The 18,606-nt window shown below is 57.0% G+C and carries 6 protein-coding genes and 1 riboswitch; of the genes, 5 read left to right on the plus strand and 1 reads right to left on the minus strand.

Annotation, left to right across the window (positions count from 1 at the left end):
• Nucleotides 1-162 precede the first annotated feature (162 nt).
• The 3 genes from H8711_RS09240 to H8711_RS09250 all read left to right on the plus strand — a co-directional run bounded on the left by H8711_RS09240 (nucleotide 163) and on the right by H8711_RS09250 (nucleotide 5,496).
• Nucleotides 163-1,665 (plus strand): hybrid sensor histidine kinase/response regulator, encoded by a 1,503-nt coding sequence (locus H8711_RS09240; RefSeq protein ID WP_346728202.1) that lies wholly within the window; start codon nucleotides 163-165, stop codon nucleotides 1,663-1,665.
• Nucleotides 1,666-2,057: 392 nt separating this feature from the next.
• Nucleotides 2,058-3,500 (plus strand): FAD-dependent oxidoreductase, encoded by a 1,443-nt coding sequence (locus H8711_RS09245; protein WP_249283187.1) that lies wholly within the window; start codon nucleotides 2,058-2,060, stop codon nucleotides 3,498-3,500.
• Entirely contained in the window at nucleotides 3,493-5,496 is a 2,004-nt protein-coding gene (locus H8711_RS09250) for a thioredoxin domain-containing protein (RefSeq protein WP_249283188.1), read from the plus strand. Before H8711_RS09245 ends, H8711_RS09250 begins: the two co-directional genes overlap by 8 nt.
• A 181-nt stretch (nucleotides 5,497-5,677) precedes the next feature.
• On the opposite strand, the gene H8711_RS09255 is transcribed toward H8711_RS09250, so the two are convergent.
• Nucleotides 5,678-6,607 carry a (4Fe-4S)-binding protein gene (locus H8711_RS09255; protein WP_249283189.1) on the minus strand — a complete coding sequence of 310 codons (930 nt, stop codon included), beginning with the start codon at nucleotides 6,605-6,607 and terminating at the stop codon, nucleotides 5,678-5,680.
• A gap of 121 nt (nucleotides 6,608-6,728) precedes the next feature.
• Between H8711_RS09255 and H8711_RS09260 the strand changes: the two genes are divergently transcribed.
• Both H8711_RS09260 and H8711_RS09265 read left to right on the plus strand, forming a co-directional pair.
• Nucleotides 6,729-7,592: a LysR family transcriptional regulator gene (locus tag H8711_RS09260; RefSeq protein WP_249283190.1), complete on the plus strand. Its 864-nt coding sequence runs from the start codon at nucleotides 6,729-6,731 to the stop codon at nucleotides 7,590-7,592.
• A 480-nt stretch (nucleotides 7,593-8,072) separates the two neighbouring features.
• Nucleotides 8,073-8,263, plus strand: a riboswitch (cobalamin riboswitch).
• A gap of 427 nt (nucleotides 8,264-8,690) precedes the next feature.
• Entirely contained in the window at nucleotides 8,691-18,380 is a 9,690-nt protein-coding gene (locus H8711_RS09265) for an InlB B-repeat-containing protein (protein ID WP_249283191.1), read from the plus strand.
• Nucleotides 18,381-18,606 lie beyond the last annotated feature (226 nt).

Below are 18,606 nucleotides of genomic sequence, written 5' to 3' on the forward strand. Positions count from 1 at the left end.
CTCCTTTCTCCGCCATGATACAAAAATACCGCCCGTAGTCTCGTTTGGGCGGTACTTTGTGTAAGATTGGCAGTCCATTATTAAGTTTTTTATTATGTTCCCTTTGTACACCGTTGCAACAGGAACCTCACCACCTATACCCGCGAAATGGTGCTGAAAAACTTGTCCCCCTATTCGGTGGAGAACTACGACCTTATGGTGGAGCGCCTTGCGGAGACCAATAACCTGGGCGGCGCGAAGGAGGAGGTCATAAAACAGTTTCAGCTGGAAACCATGATCCGGCTGCTGGAGGAGAAACCGGCCGGTTATGACTTCGTGTTTTCAATTCGGAAAGAGGATGGGATACGGTATAAGCAGGTCAATGTGCTGTGGGGAGGTGAAAACCACAGGATGGTCTGCCTGGTCCAGGCGGATGTGACCGACATGTTGACCGCAGAGCGCCAAACCAAAAAGGCGTTGGAGGGGGCGCTAACCGTTGCGGAGGAAGCAAACCGGGCGAAGAGCGACTTCCTTTCCGCCATGAGCCACGACATCCGCACCCCGATGAATGCCATCATGGGGATGACGGCGCTGGCGACCGCCCATTTGGACGATCGGGAGCGGGTGTCCGACTGTCTGCGGAAGATTTCCGTCTCGTCCAAGCATCTGATGAGCCTCATCAATGATATCCTGGATATGAGCAAGATTGAACGCTCTAAAATCACCTTGAACCGGATGAAAATATTCCTTCCAGACCTGATCGAACAGATGTCCGCGATGATGGCGCCGCAGGCCCGTGAGGCCAGTTTGCGGTTTGAAATCGAGGCGAAGGGGGTTCGGCACAACTATTTTTACGGCGATTCTCTGCGTATCAGCCAAATTTTGATCAATCTGCTGAGCAATGCGATCAAATTCACGCCCGAGGGCGGCGCGGTGCACTGCTTGGTGGAGGAGTTAGACCCGGCCGATGACCCGTTATGCGCGCGTTATCGGTTTACGATCAGCGATACTGGAATTGGAATGTCGGAGGAACTGCTTACACACATTTTTGAGCCGTTTGCGCGCAGCAGGAACGCGCGATATGTCGAGGGTACGGGCCTCGGCCTCAGCATCACCAAGGGCTTGGTCGACCTGATGAAGGGCGAAATTTCCGTGGAGAGCCGGGCGTATCAGGGCACCACGTTCCGGGTCGAATTGGAATGTGAATACCTGGGGGCTGAACTGGACGCGCGCACGGATGCCGGTGAAGCTCGCCCCCCCGCATCTGAGCATACAGAGATATTCGCCGGCCGCTGCTTCTTGGTGGCCGAGGATAACGCGATCAATTCGGAGATCCTGTGTGAGCTGCTTCAGATGTACGGTGCGAAGGCGGTTGTAAAGACAGACGGCGCACAGACGGTGCGAGCGTTCCAGGAAGCGGCGCCGGGCGCCTTTGACGCGATTCTGCTGGACATTCAGATGCCGGTGATGAATGGTTATGAAGCTGCACGGGCCATCCGAGGGATGAAGAGGGCTGATGCGGGGATCGTTCCGATCATTGCGATGACAGCCAATGCCTTTGCTGAGGATATCCAGGCGTCGATCGATGCCGGGATGGATGCGCATGTCGCCAAACCTATCGACCTGGAGGTGCTGAACGCCACATTTCTCAGGCTGTTGGGGAAGAACCGGACGGCTGAACAGTGAGCAGAAGGGTGATGCGGCCAAACGTCCGCTGCATCCACTGAAAAGTTCCTGGAACCACTGGTTTCAGGAACTTTTTGTATCGATGCGGTGGAATATTTTTCGCCCTTTTACCAACGCTAACAGTATTGGTATCGGGAGCGCGGCCGTTTGAAGGTTTCCTCCAAAAGATGCCTCCGGCGGATGGGGCGACACGCGCACTGCGCGCGTCCCCTCGCCAATGAACAAAGATGCTCTTATCGTCCCTTTCCTTCGCGCGATAAGGGCCTGCTTTCCAACAATATTTTGTGCCGGCGTGAAGCGGCGGAATGGAGAATTGATATGAGAGCGCTTGATTGTCAAGACATCCGAGCGGTACAGAAGCTCAGTGGCCGTATGAAAGGGGCGATGCGGCTGTGAACGAATCCATTTGGAGCAAAACGGTCCAGTTCCCGGAGCGTCCACCGCTTCCGGGCGACTTAACCGCTGATGCCGCCGTGATCGGCGGAGGTCTGGCAGGCGTGCTCACGGCGCATTTTTTGAAGGAGACGGGCCTGCGCGTGGTGGTTCTGGAGGCGTCCCGCGTGGGCAGCGGGCAGACCAAAAACACCACGGCCAAAATCACCTCCCAACACGGGTTGATCTATCACCGCCTGCTCGAACAGATCGGGGAAGAGCGGGCGAGGCAGTATGCCGAAGCCAACCAGCGCGCCATAGAGGAATACCGAACCCTTATCGCTGAGCGGCGGATGGAATGCGACTTTGCCGAAGCGCCCGCCTACCTTTATTCCACCGCTGAGCGGGAGTCGTTGGAGCAGGAGTTCAAAGCGGCAAGGCTGCTCGGGATCGACGCCGCCCTCTGCGACGGCGCGGAGCTCCCGTTTCCCGTAGCCGCCGCCCTGCGGTTCGACAGGCAGGCGCGGTTTCATCCGATGAAATTCCTGCGAACCGTGGCGGAGCCGCTGGAGATCTACGAACAAACCGCGGTGCAATCGGTGGAAGGGAACAGGTTGCAGACCGATCGCGGCACAGTGACGGCGCGGCACATTATCTTTGCGACCCATTATCCGTTCCTGAACGTCCCCGGTTATTACTTTATGCGGATGCATCAGGAGCGCAGTTATGTGCTGGCGCTGGAAAACGCCGCACAGCTTGCGGGGATGTACCTGGGGATTGATGAGGACGGCCTCTCTCTCCGCCCGCAGGGAGATCTGCTGTTGCTCGGCGGCGGCAATCACCGCACTGGGGAAAACTCAGCGGGTGGACAGTATCGCAAATTGCGGGAGACCGCAAGGCGGTATTGGCCGGAAAGCAGGGAAGCGGCCGCTTGGAGCGCTCAGGACTGCATGACGCTGGACGGCGTGCCCTATATCGGGCGGTTTTCGTCCTCCACGCCGAATTGGTATGTGGCGACTGGATTCCAAAAATGGGGGATGACCTCGTCGATGGTTTCCGCCCTGCTTTTGACCGATTTGATCGTAAAGGGTGAAAGCCCGTGGGAAGCGGCGTTCACCCCCCAGCGCTTCGAGCCTACCGCTTCGGCGAAGGCGCTGATGCAGGAGACCGCCCAGGCCACCAAGGGGTTGGCGCGCAAGCTCTTCACGCCGCCCCGGGCGGACATCGAGGCGCTCCCCAACGGGCACGGCGGAGTGGTGGAATACGACGGCGATAAGGTAGGCGTCTACAAGGACAACAGCGGCGAAGTGTTCATCGTTTCAATCCGCTGCCCGCACCTGGGCTGTCAGTTGGAGTGGAACCCGGACGAAAAAAGCTGGGACTGCCCCTGCCACGGTTCCCGGTTCGATTACCGCGGGAATCTCATCGACAATCCCGCACAGAAGGGGTTGGAACATGAGTGAAAATCTGCTGATCCATGAAAAGTCGCCCTATCTGCTCCAACATGCCCACAACCCGGTGCATTGGTATCCCTGGGGCGACGAGGCGTTCCAGGCCGCCCGCCGGGAGGATAAGCCGATCTTTCTCTCCGTCGGCTATTCCACCTGCCATTGGTGCCATGTGATGGAGCGGGAATCCTTTGAAGATGAAGAGGCCGCGGCGCTCCTCAACCGGGCGTTTCTTGCAATCAAGGTGGACCGGGAGGAGCGGCCGGATGTGGACGCTGTTTATATGGCGGTATGCCAGGCGCTGACCGGGTCCGGCGGATGGCCGCTCACCATTCTGATGACCCCGGATCAAAAACCGTTTTGGGCGGGTACCTATCTGCCCAAGCGCAGCCGCTACGGCCAGACGGGCCTGATGGAGCTTTTGGAGCGGGTGGAAGCCCTCTGGAATACCGGCCGGGAACAGCTCTTGCAGGCCGGGGACGAGATTGCGGCCCACATCGCCCGCCCCGAAAACACGCGGGCATCGGAGCCGGACAAGGAATTGCTGCACGAGGCTGTGAAGCTGTTCCGCCGCAGCTTCGACGGCAAAGACGGAGGTTTTGGGGCGGCGCCCAAATTTCCAACGCCCCACAACCTTTTGTTTCTTATGGAGTATGCAGGGCTGGAAGGCGCCCCAGATTCCCTCCACATGGCGGAAACAACCCTCGTTCAGATGGCGAGGGGAGGGCTGTTCGACCAGATCGGCGGTGGATTTTCGCGTTACTCCACGGACAAGCGGTGGCTGGCGCCCCACTTTGAAAAGATGCTCTACGACAATGCGCTGCTTGCCTACACCTACCTAGAGGCGTTTCAGCGGACGGAGCGACAGTTCTACCGGGTTGTGGTCGAACGCACGCTGGATTATGTCCTGCGGGAGCTCACCGGCCCATCGGGGGAGTTCTACTGCGGCCAGGATGCCGACAGCGACGGTGAGGAGGGCGGATATTACCTGTTTACACCGGGCGAGGTGGAGCGGGTACTTTCTGCAGGGGAGAGTAACTTGTTTTGCAAGTGGTACGGAATCACCCAGCAGGGCAACTTTGAGGGAAAGTGCATCCCGAACCTGCTGATGAACCCCGATTATGATCGGGAACCGCCCGAGCTCGCCCAGGTACGCCAAAAGCTGTACGAGTACCGCCTGAACCGCACCAAGCTACACCGGGACGACAAGGTGTTGACCGCCTGGAACGCCCTGATGATAGCAGCCCTGGCAAAGGCGTACCGGGTGCTGGGGGAAACGAAGTATCTGGATGCTGCATGCCGTGCACGGGATTTTATCCGTGAGAATATCGCCCTTCCGGATGGGCGGCTCCGGCTGCGCTGGCGGGAAGGGGAGGCCGCACATGCCGGGCAGTTGGACGATTATGCGTTTTACGCCTGGGCACTGTTGGAGCTCTACGCTGCAAATTTTGATGCCTCCTGCCTGATGGAGGCGGTGTCGCTTGCGGAACAGATGAGGGAACACTTTTGGGATGAACAGCGCGGCGGCTTTTATCTCACCGCCAACGATGCGGAACAGCTCATCGCCCGGCCGAAAGAGACGTATGACGGCGCGATGCCCTCCGGGAATTCGGTCGCCGGGTTGGTGCTGGTCCGGCTGTGGAAACTGACCGGAGAGGAAAAATGGTCAGAGCTTGCAGGCCGTCAGCTATCGTTTTTGGCTGGCAGCGCGCAGGAGTATCCGGCGGGTTTCAGCTTCGCGCTGCTGTCAATTTGCGAAATGCTCTATCCCTCGCGGGAGATGGTCTGTGTCACGGCGAACGGCGTGCCGGATGGACTGTGTAAGCTCAGCGAACAGAACCGGCTGCACACCCTGCTCAAGTCTCGAGAAAACGCGGATTTGCTGACACAGGCTGTACCGTTCACGGAGCACTATTCCGTGCCGAAATCGGGGAATGCTTTTTATCTCTGCAAAAACGGTGCCTGCGCCGCCCCGGTTTACGATCTAGAGGAGCTCAAGCGAATGATATAGAAGTAGCGAGGCCACTATTTTCTACGCGCATCCGGGCACTTCGTGCCCTGGCGCTTTCGATTCTAAGGTCGTGGGGCGCCTAACGCCTCACATGGCCGCTTTTTATATCTTGCCCTGGGGCGAGATATAAAAAAACCGCCTCTTCACAAAATGGAGAGGCAGTTTTGCTCGCTGCTTTATTTTAAGACCGCTGCTTCACGGGTGCAGCCAGAATTTCGTCTTTTCTCTGTAAAAGTGTGTCGGAGAACAGTTCCTGCTCCAGTTTCTCAACCCCAATCCGGTCAATGGCGGCTCCCAAGCGCTCCTTTTGGCAGGCGTTTTCTTTGAACCAAAGCATGGTCTTTTCCAACAGTGGGAAGATTTCGTCCTCCTCCACCATGCGGGAAAGGGCGGTGCCCATGCGGGTGTGCTTGCCCCAGGTACCGCCTACAAAAATTTGATACAGCACGTGGTCGTGGCGCTCCACCGCACCAAAGGGGCATTTGCCGGTGCACACCCCGCAGGTTTTGCAGGTATCGTCTATCACCAGCTTTCCGCCTTTTAACGAGGCGGCCTTTACCGGGCAGCATTTTTCTATTTGGCAAACCTTGCAGCCCCGGCATTTTTCATCGCTGTAATGCGGCGCACGGTGCCCTTCAACGCCAAAGTCGTTCAAGCTGGGCTTCATGCAGCTGTTGGGGCAGCCGCCCACAGCGATTTTAAATTTATGGGGCAGCTTCACGTCCCGCCACCCTTCGTAATAGCGTTGATGAATTTCCCTGGCCATAGCCTGGGTGTCAAAATTTCCATAGACACAGGTCGTGCCCTTACAGGCGGTGACTGGCCTGATCTTGGCGCCGGTTCCCCCAAATTGCAGCCCGCGTTCCGCCGCGTAGGCCACCGCGCCTTCTATGTTTTCGTAGGGGATCCCCACAATTTCTGCGGTGAGCCTGGTGGTAAAGGCCACTTTGCCGCTGCCAAATCGATCGGCTATTTCTGAAATCACCTGCAAATCCGCCGCGCTGAACACGCAGCCGGCGGGCACAATGCGGCCGGAAAATTCTTCCGTCCCCCTGTTAAGTAAAAAGCCCATCGCTTTTACTTCGGCAATTTGTGCTGGTTTCAACGACATTTTTACCATCCTTTCTCTTTTTCACACATTTCCTATTGTACACCCAGCCAGTTATTTTGTATAATATCAATATCGCGTTGTTTTAATAGGTAAATAGCTATAGATGGAAGGGGAAAACAGAATGACGCAACGCCTGCTGTATATCTTTCTGGCGGTGGTGGATGAAGGAACTATGAGCGCAGCCGCCAAAAAACTTTATATTGCCCAGCCTTCCATCAGCGGGGCTATCGCAGAGTTGGAGCGGCACTACAACACAAAATTGTTTGACCGTCTGGGTCGCCGCTTATACCTCACCGAAGCGGGGCGCAGGCTGAGCATCCATGCCCGCCGCCTGCTGGAAATGGAGCGGCAGATGGAGCTGGAGATGCGGGAGAACGCCCAAAATACGCCCCTGCGCCTGGGCGCCACTGTGACCGTGGGAGCCACCATTTTAAGCGGCATTATCAAGCGTCTCAACAGCCCTGCCGCCCCCTTTGTGCGCATCGATAATTCCGCAGAAATAGAAACCCTGCTGCTGAAAAGTGAATTGGACGCGGCGCTGGTGGAGGGCTGTGTCCACAGCCCGGACCTGCTGGTAAAACCGGTGATTCAAGATGAGCTGATTTTGCTGTGCCCACCGGGACATCCGTTTGCTCAAAAGCGGGAAATTTCGCTGCACATGCTGGACCAGCAGCCCTTTATCCTGCGGGAAGCCGGCAGCGGGACCCGATCCCTTTTTGAAGAAACCCTGCGCAGCCATAACATCGCCATCCGGCAGCAATGGGTATGCAGCAGCCCTGCCGCGATTTTGCAGGCGGTGGAAAATGGCCTCGGACTCACAGTTATCAGCCGCCGCTTGGCGCAGGAGAAAATGGACCAGGGCAGGGTGTGCGGGGTGGCTTTTGAAAACCATTGCTTGCAGAGGGATTTCAGCCTGGTCTATCACCGGGATAAATATTTGACGCCTCAGCTTTTGGAGTTTTTTGTTCAATGTGAAGAGGTCTGATTTTGCTGTAAAAAGGCACGGCAATAGGCTGTGTGCTCTCCGCGGCGCAGCCTTAAAGCAGGTTTTATAACCCATAAAAGCGCAACAGGGCAGCCAGGATTTTTCCTAGCCGCCCTGCACTGATGCGGTAAAGTTACTATTTAACGGGACCAATGAGATGTTGAACTATATTCAGCTTCAAGACACCGATCCCGTGGCGTTGTGGCTGGTGGTTTGATAAAGAACGATATCTTGTGGAATGTTTTTTCCTGAGGCTCAAGACCTTCACGCGTATTGCACCAGATATGAAAAGAAAGCACGTTTCTTTGCTGCTGCTCTCTCTTGCATCTTCGTTTGGTCACTTTGATAATTTTAAAGCAGACTTTAGTGCGTCCGCCATTCCGCCATCCTCGCATTTATATGACACAGGCTATAGTTCTTGCTTTTACAACGAGATTCGTTGACATTCGCGATTGGATGTAGTATAATCTTCCTTAACAACTGAATAGAACTATATCAAGTGCTCTGCCCACAGGCGCAGAGATAATAGGGAATTGGGTGAGAATCCCAAACGGACCCGCCGCTGTAAACGTGGAGTGCAGCTTTTATTATGTCACTGAGCAATCGCTTGGGAAGACGAAGCTGCGTGAGGATGCGTGAGCCAGAAGACCTGCTTGGTATTTCACTGGAAGCAAACTACGTGGAGAACAGTTTGTGAGGGGGCGTTTTTCGCCTTTTGTTGTTGCGAATACGTGCGACGGTCAGAATTTTCTGATCGTCGCATTTTGTTTTGCAGGGCAGATCGCGGAAAGAGCTGACGTATAGCTGTGAAAACGGACGGCCGTGGAAACTTTGGTTTCCGCGGCCGTTTTGATTTTTTAAATACAATCGGCTGTCCCACCGTTCTGACCGCAAATTTGCCTCTGAACAAGTATGAAAAAAGGAGATTCCGACTTTGAGCGCCATGCGCTCAAAGTCTCTCTTATGGGAGGTGTGGCCGATCGTTTCGCACATGGCGGTATCCATACATTCAGCAGAAGAAAAACATTGATTGAGGATCAGTGAAAGGGGTAGAATTTGATGAAATCAAGTTTTAAAATGCGGAGATTAAACCGCATTGTGTCCTTGGTACTAAGCATCGTGCTGGCATTTTCCCAGTTTTCGGTCTTAGTTTATGCGAACGACACAGGGATGAATGCGGGTTGGGCTATTTCCCCCCGGATCGAAAGTGAAACTCATCAGGAAAACAATGAAGAACTGGTAACGGACAGCAAAGCAGAGAATCGGCCAGAAGCTCCACCCGCAATAGAAGGTGGTTCCGATTCCAAAGAAGAGGATCGTCCGGACGATCCGGGGAACCAGCCGACGCCGGAATGCACCTGCGAGGTGTCGGAGGGCGAATCCCACACGGAGGATTGCCCGCTGTATGTGGGGCCGTTTGAAGCCTCTGCGACAGTTGAGGGCGTCATCGTAGAAGTGAAAGCGGATACAGGCGTGCTGCCAGCTGGCGTTTGCATGGAGGTCCGGGCCATTGTGGACGAGGGCGAGACCGCACAAATCCGAGAGGCCATTGAGAGTCAACTGGACGGCGGAAGAGTCATTCGCAGGATTAATTCCTATGACATCAGCTTCTGGAGTTATGGGGAAAAGGCCCATAGCACGGATTGTGCGTCGCTGAGCGGGGAGAACTGCAATTGTGGCTCTCAATCGGGGAAGGCATTGGAGGTCCAGCCGGACAACGCCAAGGGCTCTGTTACTGTGACATTCCGTGAGATCGAGGCGGAGGATCCGGAGACGCTGGAGGTGTTCCATGTGGACGCCCAAGTGGAATCGGCCGAAACTATGGAGATCACGGCGCAAGCAGATGCAGTTGTATTCCAGGCTCCGCACTTTTCGACCTATGCATTGGTGGAACTTGAGAATGCATTTGAAGCCGGAAACGGCAGTCGGGCGACCCCTTATGAGATCAAGACTGTGGAACAACTAGAAAATCTTTCCGCATTGGTTGCGGCGGGAACGACTTTCGAATACAAGTACTTTAAGTTGACTTCAGACCTGGACCTTTCCGGCGTTTGCCATCCGGCGGGACCAGGCGTTGAAGAAAAGAGCTGGAACCCCATCGGAACCAGCGCTTTTCGGGGTGGCGATTGGGAACCATGGGATCCTGCCAAGGGATTTGGCGGGTATTTCGACGGAGACGGGCATTCCGTTACCGAGCTTTATATCAACCGGCCCGAAGAGGATTTCCAGGGCCTTTTTGGATATGTACACAGCAATGGTTGGATTCAGAACCTATCAGTCTCAGGCACTGTGACTGGTAAGGACTATGTAGGAGCGATTGCGGGATTCTATTATGCGTACGGTAACGCAAAGAACTGCTATGCGGAATCGAAGGTGTCGGGACATGACTCCGTAGGTGGTCTCTTTGGACAATGTACAGGAATTATAGATTCCTGTGGCGGAGATATCGAGGTTCGTGGACGCCAGTTGGTGGGGGGCCTGGCCGGCTACGGCAGGAATGGGGCCCAGAGCTCCTTCTCGCAGGGAATTGTCTCCGGAGAAAGCAGTGTCGGTGGCCTGATCGGTGGCTCTGAAGATTCTGCGACCATTAAAAACTGCTACAGCATCGCGGAGGTATCGACGACCGGAGAAGCCCCGCTGGCCGGCGGCCTGGTGGGGGGTGACGCCAACCCGAAGATCCAGTACAGCTTCTATTATTGTGAAAGTACACGGATGGGCGTTGCGCCTTCCACACATACCGGCGCACTGACCGAGGCGATGTACCTTTCAGATTCTGAGTTGGAGGGTGCGCGAGGAAGCGCCACTGATGCGGACGCTTTTCGCTATGGAGAGGCGATCTGGCGGCTGAACGGCGGCGCGAAGTTCAGCGGCATCTGGGAGCAGGGGGCGCGTTATCCGCAGCTCGCCTCGGGCGCGACCCCTTCGCAGACATACCGGGTGCGGCTGATTCCGTATACACCGGAGACCTCCGCACCCGTGACCTTTACCAATGTGGACGAAAATATCAAGATTCTTCCCTATGACGGAGGGCAGCAGGTTTATGTCCCGTCCGCCGGCATCAAGCTGGAGCTGGCAGGCGTCAGCGAGGCGGTCGTCTTTGAACCCGCGGACGCGGTGGAAAAGGATCCCGTGACCGGAGTTTACAGCATCACGGTGAGCGGCAATGTGGATATCGTTTACTATGTCGAGGAGGACCTGACCAAGCCCTCCACCGCTTGGTACAGCGACCTTGGGGCCGAGTTTACCCTGGTCCGCCTCTCGCAGCTGCAAGGGCTCCCGATATTGGTCAACAGCGGCGAGAGTATGTCGAATAAAACGATTATCCTCGGGGATGACATGGATCTCACCGGTATCCAGTGGACACCGATAGGCACTGAGGACGCTCCCTTCTCAGGGACGTTCAACGCCAACCACAAGACGATCAGCGGTCTGACCGTCGCCTCGGAAGATGGGTATGCAGGCCTGTTTGGATACACTTCTGGTGCCAAAATCTACGATCTCACCGTGACGGGAAGGGTCTCGGGAGGTGCGAACGGCGGCGATTATGTCGGCGGCATTGTAGGTTATATGGAAAAAGGATCACTATACAACAGCACATTCGGCAGCGAGGCAGAGCCTGGCTCTGTGTCGGGTCACGATTATGTGGGCGGGCTGGTTGGACACAGCACAGGTTCGATTGCAGCTCAGAGCGACTCCACCGCCGTCAGCCACGCGGCCGTCACCGGCAGGGATTACGTTGGCGGAATCGTGGGAGCCATGACCACCGGCATCGCCACCTCGAGTAAGGCGGCGGTGAAAAATCTGGGTAAGGTATCCGGCAGGACCTATGTTGGCGGTATTGTAGGACGGACCACCGGATCGCTGGCGACCAGCGGTTCCTCGATGGCCGTCAACGATGCGGATGTTGAAGGAACCTCCTACGTGGGCGGCCTAGTGGGCGAAAGCACCTCGACGGTTGGCGGCTCCTCTTCGATTGTGCAAAATAATGGGACCGTGACTGCGACGGGGATGCGCGTGGGCGGTATCGCGGGTTCTTCGTCCGGCAGTATCGGAAATCAGTCCGGCGGTACCTTAGAGAATCATGGCGCGGTTTCCGGCGGACAAAGCACGGGCGGTATTGTTGGCTATACGCAGAGCAATGTCTATCGCGGCGTCAGCGAAGCCGCCGTGACCGGTACGTCCCAGGTGGGCGGCATCGCGGGGTACAACGCCGGAACGATTGCCTATTGCCGCACTATGGTGAAGCCGGAGGGCGAGGATAACACGCTCGGAGGGCTCGCAGGTTTCAACGCGGGCACGATCAAAAACAGCTATTCCTATCATTCTGGTGCGCTGGATGTCTGCGGATCGGCCAGCACAGGAGAAGTTCGAAACAGCTTTTACTTGGCAGATGCGTCTATCGAGAATGCCTTTGGCGAGGCAAAGGCTGCCGGGGAATTTAACAAGAACAGCACTCTGTATGCGCTGAATCTGGATGAAACTGCGCACCGCAATTACTGGGTCGCGGGTGACGAGGGCTATCCTCTGCTTGGCAAGGATGGAACGGCGCTCTATCGCGTTCGTCTGCTCCCCTACACCGAGGGAACGGACCGTGGCCTGGTGGCGTTTGCCGCCTCCAATACGGTGCCGCCGGAGGGCGATTCCATTTATGTGGAGAAGGGCAGCAAGGTTGTGTTAGAGCTACAGGACACTCAAGGCCTGTTCTTGGTGCTGGATTCGGTGGTCACACCGGAGGGGGCCAGCTATGAAGTAACGGTTAATAAGGACATTGACGTCGTATTCGGACTAGGGAGCGATTTGAACGATGGGACGGCCTGGTATCTGGACAATCCCGGGTTGACCGCTTACGCCATCTTTTCGGAAAACCAGCTCAAGGGCCTTGCCAAATTGGTCAACGGAACGGCGGTGGATAAGGCCGGCAACGCCCACGGCGCCGTCAATTTTTCTGGTATAACCATCACTCTGGGGGCGGACATCGACTTGGGTGGTACCGCATGGATCCCCATTGGCGACGAAGAGCATCCCTTCGCAGGCATCTTTCAGGGTGGCGGAAAGAGAATCAGCGGACTACTGGTCGGCAGTAAGGAAGACTACCAAGGCTTGTTCGGTTATTCCACCGGAAAGATCAGCGACCTCGACGTGACAGGTTCGGTGACGGGCGCGGATTATGTCGGCGGTATCGTGGGCCGCACAACCGCTCCGCTCGACAACTGCACCTTTGGCGAAGAGGCGGGCACCAGCAGCGTATCGGGCCGTAGCTATGTGGGCGGTATCGTGGGATATGTCACGGGGTCCCTTGCTTCCAGCAATGCGAGTGAACTTGTAAACCATGCCTCGGTGACGGCGCTGGGCGACTATGTCGGCGGCATCGCGGGCTATTCCTCCGGCGGCGCGGGTGCGGGAAGCGGCAGTGTACTGCGCAATACGGCCTCCATCCGGGGCGCGGGAAGCGTCGGCGGCATTATGGGCAATGCCTGGTATCAGGGCTATGGTGGCACGTCCCTGGGTGCGGGCCAGAAGTCAATAGTGGAAAACACCGGTTCGGTGACGGGCTCCGCTGATTGTGTCGGCGGCATCGTGGGACAAACCGGAGGACAGATTGGAAACGGGCGCCAATGTGTGGTTCACAATACGGGCGTGGTGGCAGGAAAACAGAATGTGGGCGGCATCGTCGGCCTCTCCACATATGCGGACGCCAACGCAAACGCGGCCGTTTCACGCGGCTGGAATTCCGGCGCGGTTTCGGGCGTACAGAACGTGGGCGGCATTGCCGGATCAGCGTCCAGACTGGTCAAGTCCAGCTGGAACGAGGCGTCTGTGACCGGTTCCAGCGTGGTGGGCGCGATCTTGGGCGACGGCCCTCTCGTCTCGTTCAGCTACTCCACCGTGCCGATGACGTTGTTGGGCGACGATGAGGGAATGGTCAGCGACTCGTATTACTGCGCGGCAACGGAAGTTCCAGGTGCGAAGGGCGAGGCCAAGACCCCGGAGGTCTGCCTGAGCGGCGAGGTTGCATGGCTTCTGGATGGCGGAGACGCCATCCGTACCAATAATTGGACGCAGGATGACACTGCTAGCGGACCGAGACTGGCTATCAGCGACAGCGATAAATCTGTGATCCGCTATCAGGTTACGCTGGATGCGGTGCTTCCGGGTGCGTCAGCAGTGTTGGAAGCGGACGCTGGGAAGTATCTTACCATGGAAACGGATGGTGTTGGCGCCGCGACCACCCAGGGCGCACGGCAGTGGGTCTACCTGTGGCAGGGGAACGAGATCCGGCTTGTGGTGACCACGCCGGCCGACGGCACGCATGTGCTCATGCCGGAACAAAACACCTTGGAGGTAGCAGGCCAGGTAACGACTTATACCATCGTTCCAACAGCGAGTAAACCGACGCTTTCCTGCCGTTTTGGAACGGAGGGCATAGTTCCTGACTATAGTTGGTATGTCAAGGACGATGGCACCCTAATGCCGGATCCCTACACCATTACAACGGCGGCCCAGCTGTTTGGATTGGCCCGGCTTGTCAACGGAACCGCGACCAAGGACGACCTACATATGCCGGAAGCGGATGGGACCGCTGCCCCTGCGGTGAACTTTGAGGAAAAAACGATTCAGCTCGGGGGAGACATTGATCTTGCATCCGCCGCTTGGACCGCGATCGGCAGCAAAACTGCACCCTTCGCCGGGACCTTCGACGGCAAGGATTTCCGGATCAGAGGATTAAACGTGGCCGGAAGTACAACCGCGGAATCAACCACCAATTATTTGGGGCTATTGGGCTATGTGTCGGGTGCGACCATCCGCAACGTGACTGTGACCGGCATGGTGACGAATCCGAAGCAGTACACTGGCGGCATTGCGGGATACGCGGCAGAGGGGAGCAGTTTTGAAAACTGCGTCTTCGGCGACTCGACGGGCGCCTTGGTATCCAAGCTGGTATGCGGTAACCAGGGCGGGGGTATCGTCGGCTCCATCGCATCATCGGCGGATAAGCCGACGACGCTGAAGAACTGTGCCAACTACGCCGAAATCTCGGGTGCTTCTAACGCTGCAGGCATCGTGGGTTCCACCAGTGGAAACGGCGCCGCGATCTCCGACTGTCAGAACAGCGGCACGGTGACGGGCTCCTCCAATGTCGCAGGCATCGTGGGCTCCGCCAGTGGAGACGGCGTCGCGCTCTCCGGCTGTCAGAACAACGGCACGGTGACGGGATCTTCTAACATCGCTGGTATCGCGGGCAGCATATCCGGGGATAAAAAAGAAATCATCGGCTGTGTGAACATCGGGAACATCACGGCGTCCGGTAACACGGCGGCGGGTATAGCTGCCTATTTGACGGCGGGAGGTACTATCAGCCTTTCTATGAACGAGGGGTGGATCAAGGCGAGCCAACAGGTCGGCGGAATCGTGGGCAGCATGACCAACGGCGAAGGAAAAGTCACCCATTGTTATAATGCGGGAACCATAGAGGGCACGACAACATCCCTCGAATCCAACGGCGTCGGTGGAATTATGGGCGGCGGAAACTCGGACTCTTCCGTCACGTATTGTCATAACTACGGCGACATCCGAGCGGCCGCGCCGCACTATGTTGGCGCAATTACCGGTAAGAGCTTCAAAGAGAATGCCAACAATTTCTACTTGGAGGGCTGCATGGGCTACAACCGGCCGGCGGATGCCAGCTATGCCATCGCCGCTACCGCCGAGCAGTTTGCCAGTGGCGAAATCGCCTACCGGCTGGACAACGGTAAAAGCCTCCTGCGTACACGGCATTGGAGCCAAGGCAAGGACTACCCGGTCTTTGTCGATGAAACCAAGGGACTCAAGCCGGTCTACCGTTTGATGAGCGGAAGCGTTTCCGAGGGCGGTTGGGTGCGCGTTCCAGAGTACGTACAAGCCGGTTCCCGAGTACAAATCACCGTTGATCGCATTACCGGACAGATATTAAAGCTGCTGTCGATCACCGGCACGTCCGGCGAGACGGTAAACAGCGAAAGCGAGACCGGACTTAAGGAGGGCGGCGTTTTTGAGTTTATTATGGACGCTTTCGATATGATCTATAACGCACTCTTTGCGTCCAAGCCCGCGGCGGGCAGCCAATTCACCGTAACGTTCGACAGTAATGGCGGAACTGAGGTTTCTCCGGCCACGGTAGATGGAGGGAAGAAAGTTTCGGAACCCTCCGTACCCACAAAGGCCGGGGAGGACTTCGTCGGCTGGACCCTGGACGGCGAACGGTATGATTTCAACACTGCGGTCACTGGGAACATCACCCTGACGGCACAATGGAAGACAACGGACGCACTGCGGGTGCGTTTTGACACAAACCGTGGCGGCGCGGCTGGAAGCCGGGCTCCAGCGGATCAGTACGTCACCGATGAAGATCTTCTGACCCGGCCGGACAATCCGACTTGGGAGGACGAAAAGCTGGAAGGATCGGTCATCACCTCCTATCAGTTCCTGGGGTGGTACACCGCGGCCGTTGGCGGCAAGCGCTGGGACTTTGACCAGGATAAAATGGGGAGCACGGAAATGACCCTCTATGCCCAGTGGAAGGAAGAGGATGCGTTTTCCAGCGGCACTCGCACGGACCCCTACGAAATTTCCAGCGAGGATGTTCTGGCCAAGCTTGCGGAGCGCGTCAACGAAGAGGAACGTACCTATGAGGACTGCTATTTCCTGCTGACCAAAGATTTAACACTGACCGACTGGACTCCCATCGGAAAATTCGGAAAGGGCTATTTTGCCGGAAATCTGGACGGCGGAAACCACGAGATTGACTTGACTATCAACGCAAAGGCGGATTATCAGGGCCTGTTCGGTTATGCGGTCGGCGCCACCATTGAAAATATGACCATCCATGCCGACATCACCGGGCGCGGCGGCGTGGCCGGCGTGGCGGGCCTCCTTCGCAATGGGACGCTGCGCAACATCACGGTGACCGGCAGCATTACGGGCGATAAGGCTGTCGGCGGCTTGGTGGGCGGAAACTCGGGCAACAATATCATCGGAACCCTGATCAATTGCCATAACGAGGCGGAAATCTACAGCTCGGGCTACTCGGCCGAGGCGGTAAGCTGGAGCGGTTACAGTTATGTCGGCGGCCTGGTGGGCTGGGGAGGTGCAACCGCCACTGGATGCACCAACAGCGGCGATGTAACCGGCCCTGGCGCCTGTGTTGGCGGCTTCTTTGGATGGGCCAATAAGCACATCATCACCGATTCTCACAACAGTGGAAATATCACCGGCCAGGGCGGTTACGTCGGCGGGCTAATTGGGCAGGGCGGCACCGCCGACAGCCGGATTGAAGATTGTACCAATAGTGGAACCATCGATGGCGGCAGCGGCTTTACTGGGGGAAGCTCTGGCGGTATCATTATCCGGTGCACCAACAGCGGACGGATCATTGGAGGCGCTGGAATCGGTGACGGCGTGACGATCATTCAGGACTGCACCAACACTGGAGAGGTCACCGGAACCAATGCAGCGGGCATTTCCACAAGGACGGAAGCCGCTGGTTGCACCAATAGCGGCGTTGTTACAGGTACCAGTTCGGCTTACGGCATCACCCAAAGCGGCGCTGCCACCGGCTGCACCAATACCGGGGCCGTGACGGCCACCGCCGGCTCGGCCGCGGGTATCACCAGCGGCGCTGCGACAGACTGTTCCAACTCCGGCGCCATCAAGGGAAGCACTGCTGTGGGCGGCGTGACTTCCGGTGGTTCCGCGACTCGGTGCTATAATACCGGCACAGTCGCGGGGGGCAAAAATGTCGGCGGTATCACCGGTAATGGGGCTAGCGCGGTCATCACCAACTGCTATAATCTCGGTGAAATCACCGGCAGCAGCTGTGTCGGCGGGATCAGCGGCTATCTCGGCACGGTCACCGGCAGCTTCTCCTACGTTCCCACCCAAGCACTGAGCATTACCGGTGCGGGCGGGACGGTCACCAACAGCTACTATCTCGCCAATTCCGCAGCCTCGGGGGCATCTGGGACACCGGCCAACGCGGCGGCATTCGTTTCGGGCGAGGCCGCATGGGGCATTGACGGCGGCGAGGGCGCGCACCAGAACGTCTGGACCCAGGGTTCGGCCTATCCCGTTTATGGAGCACCTTCCTATTATCGGGTTTCGGCCGGCGAACCGGAAAATGGTACGTTACGGGTCAATAACAGCTCTGTGGTTTATGCCCCGGCTGGCACGCGGGTCTCTGTCACGGCGGAGGCTGATAAAGATTTCCGTCTGAAGGGATTATTCGTCATCTACGCCGGTGGAGAAACCCAGACCATTTCGGATAGCATGACGATGCGGACGGAAAATGCGGTCGTTACCGCATCGTTTGAAGAGAAAGAAACCGGGGGCGGCGGGGGAAATGACGGCCACGGCGGAAACGGTGCCAGCACTGGAACAGGAAGCTACACCGGGGCAGGAAACGGCTCTGGTGACGCGGAACAGGCCGGTGGTCTGCCAGAAGGAACGAATGATGCAGTCGCAGAGGGCGCAGAGACCGCACCCGCCGCAGCGGAGGAAGCAGAGCCCGTCGAAGAAGCGGTGGAAGCATTTGCGCCGCAGGAGGATGAGGCGGCAGCGATGGGTGGCTCAGCGGCGAGTGGGACAGATGAGGACGCGGATCCTGGAGAAAAGGAACAAAAAGTGTTCGAGATCATCGTCCAAACGCTGAAAAGCAATCCGCTCCTTGTTGCGAGCATCTTGATCCTGCTCTTCCTGATTCTGGGCGTCGCGGGCTTCAAGCGGTACCGGAACTATAAAAAGAGCGAAAAATAACCAGTCATAGACAAAAAGGCGCGGGTATTGCTTCTGCAATACCCGCGCCTTTCTCTTTGGTTCTGTGGGTTGTGGTGTGAAAACGCCACAAAGCAACGCCAAACAAAGGAAACACTTTAGCAATAAAAATGGACGAAGGGAATATCGATTTCACCCGGCTCAGAGCCTATCTTTTATTAGAAGGACTGCGTTGTATTTAAAGGAGTCAGTCATGCGGCTTGCCTCC

Origin of the sequence: Ligaoa zhengdingensis (assembly GCF_014384885.1) — a bacterium.
GTDB classification, from domain to species: Bacteria; Bacillota; Clostridia; order Oscillospirales; family Ruminococcaceae; genus Ligaoa; species Ligaoa zhengdingensis.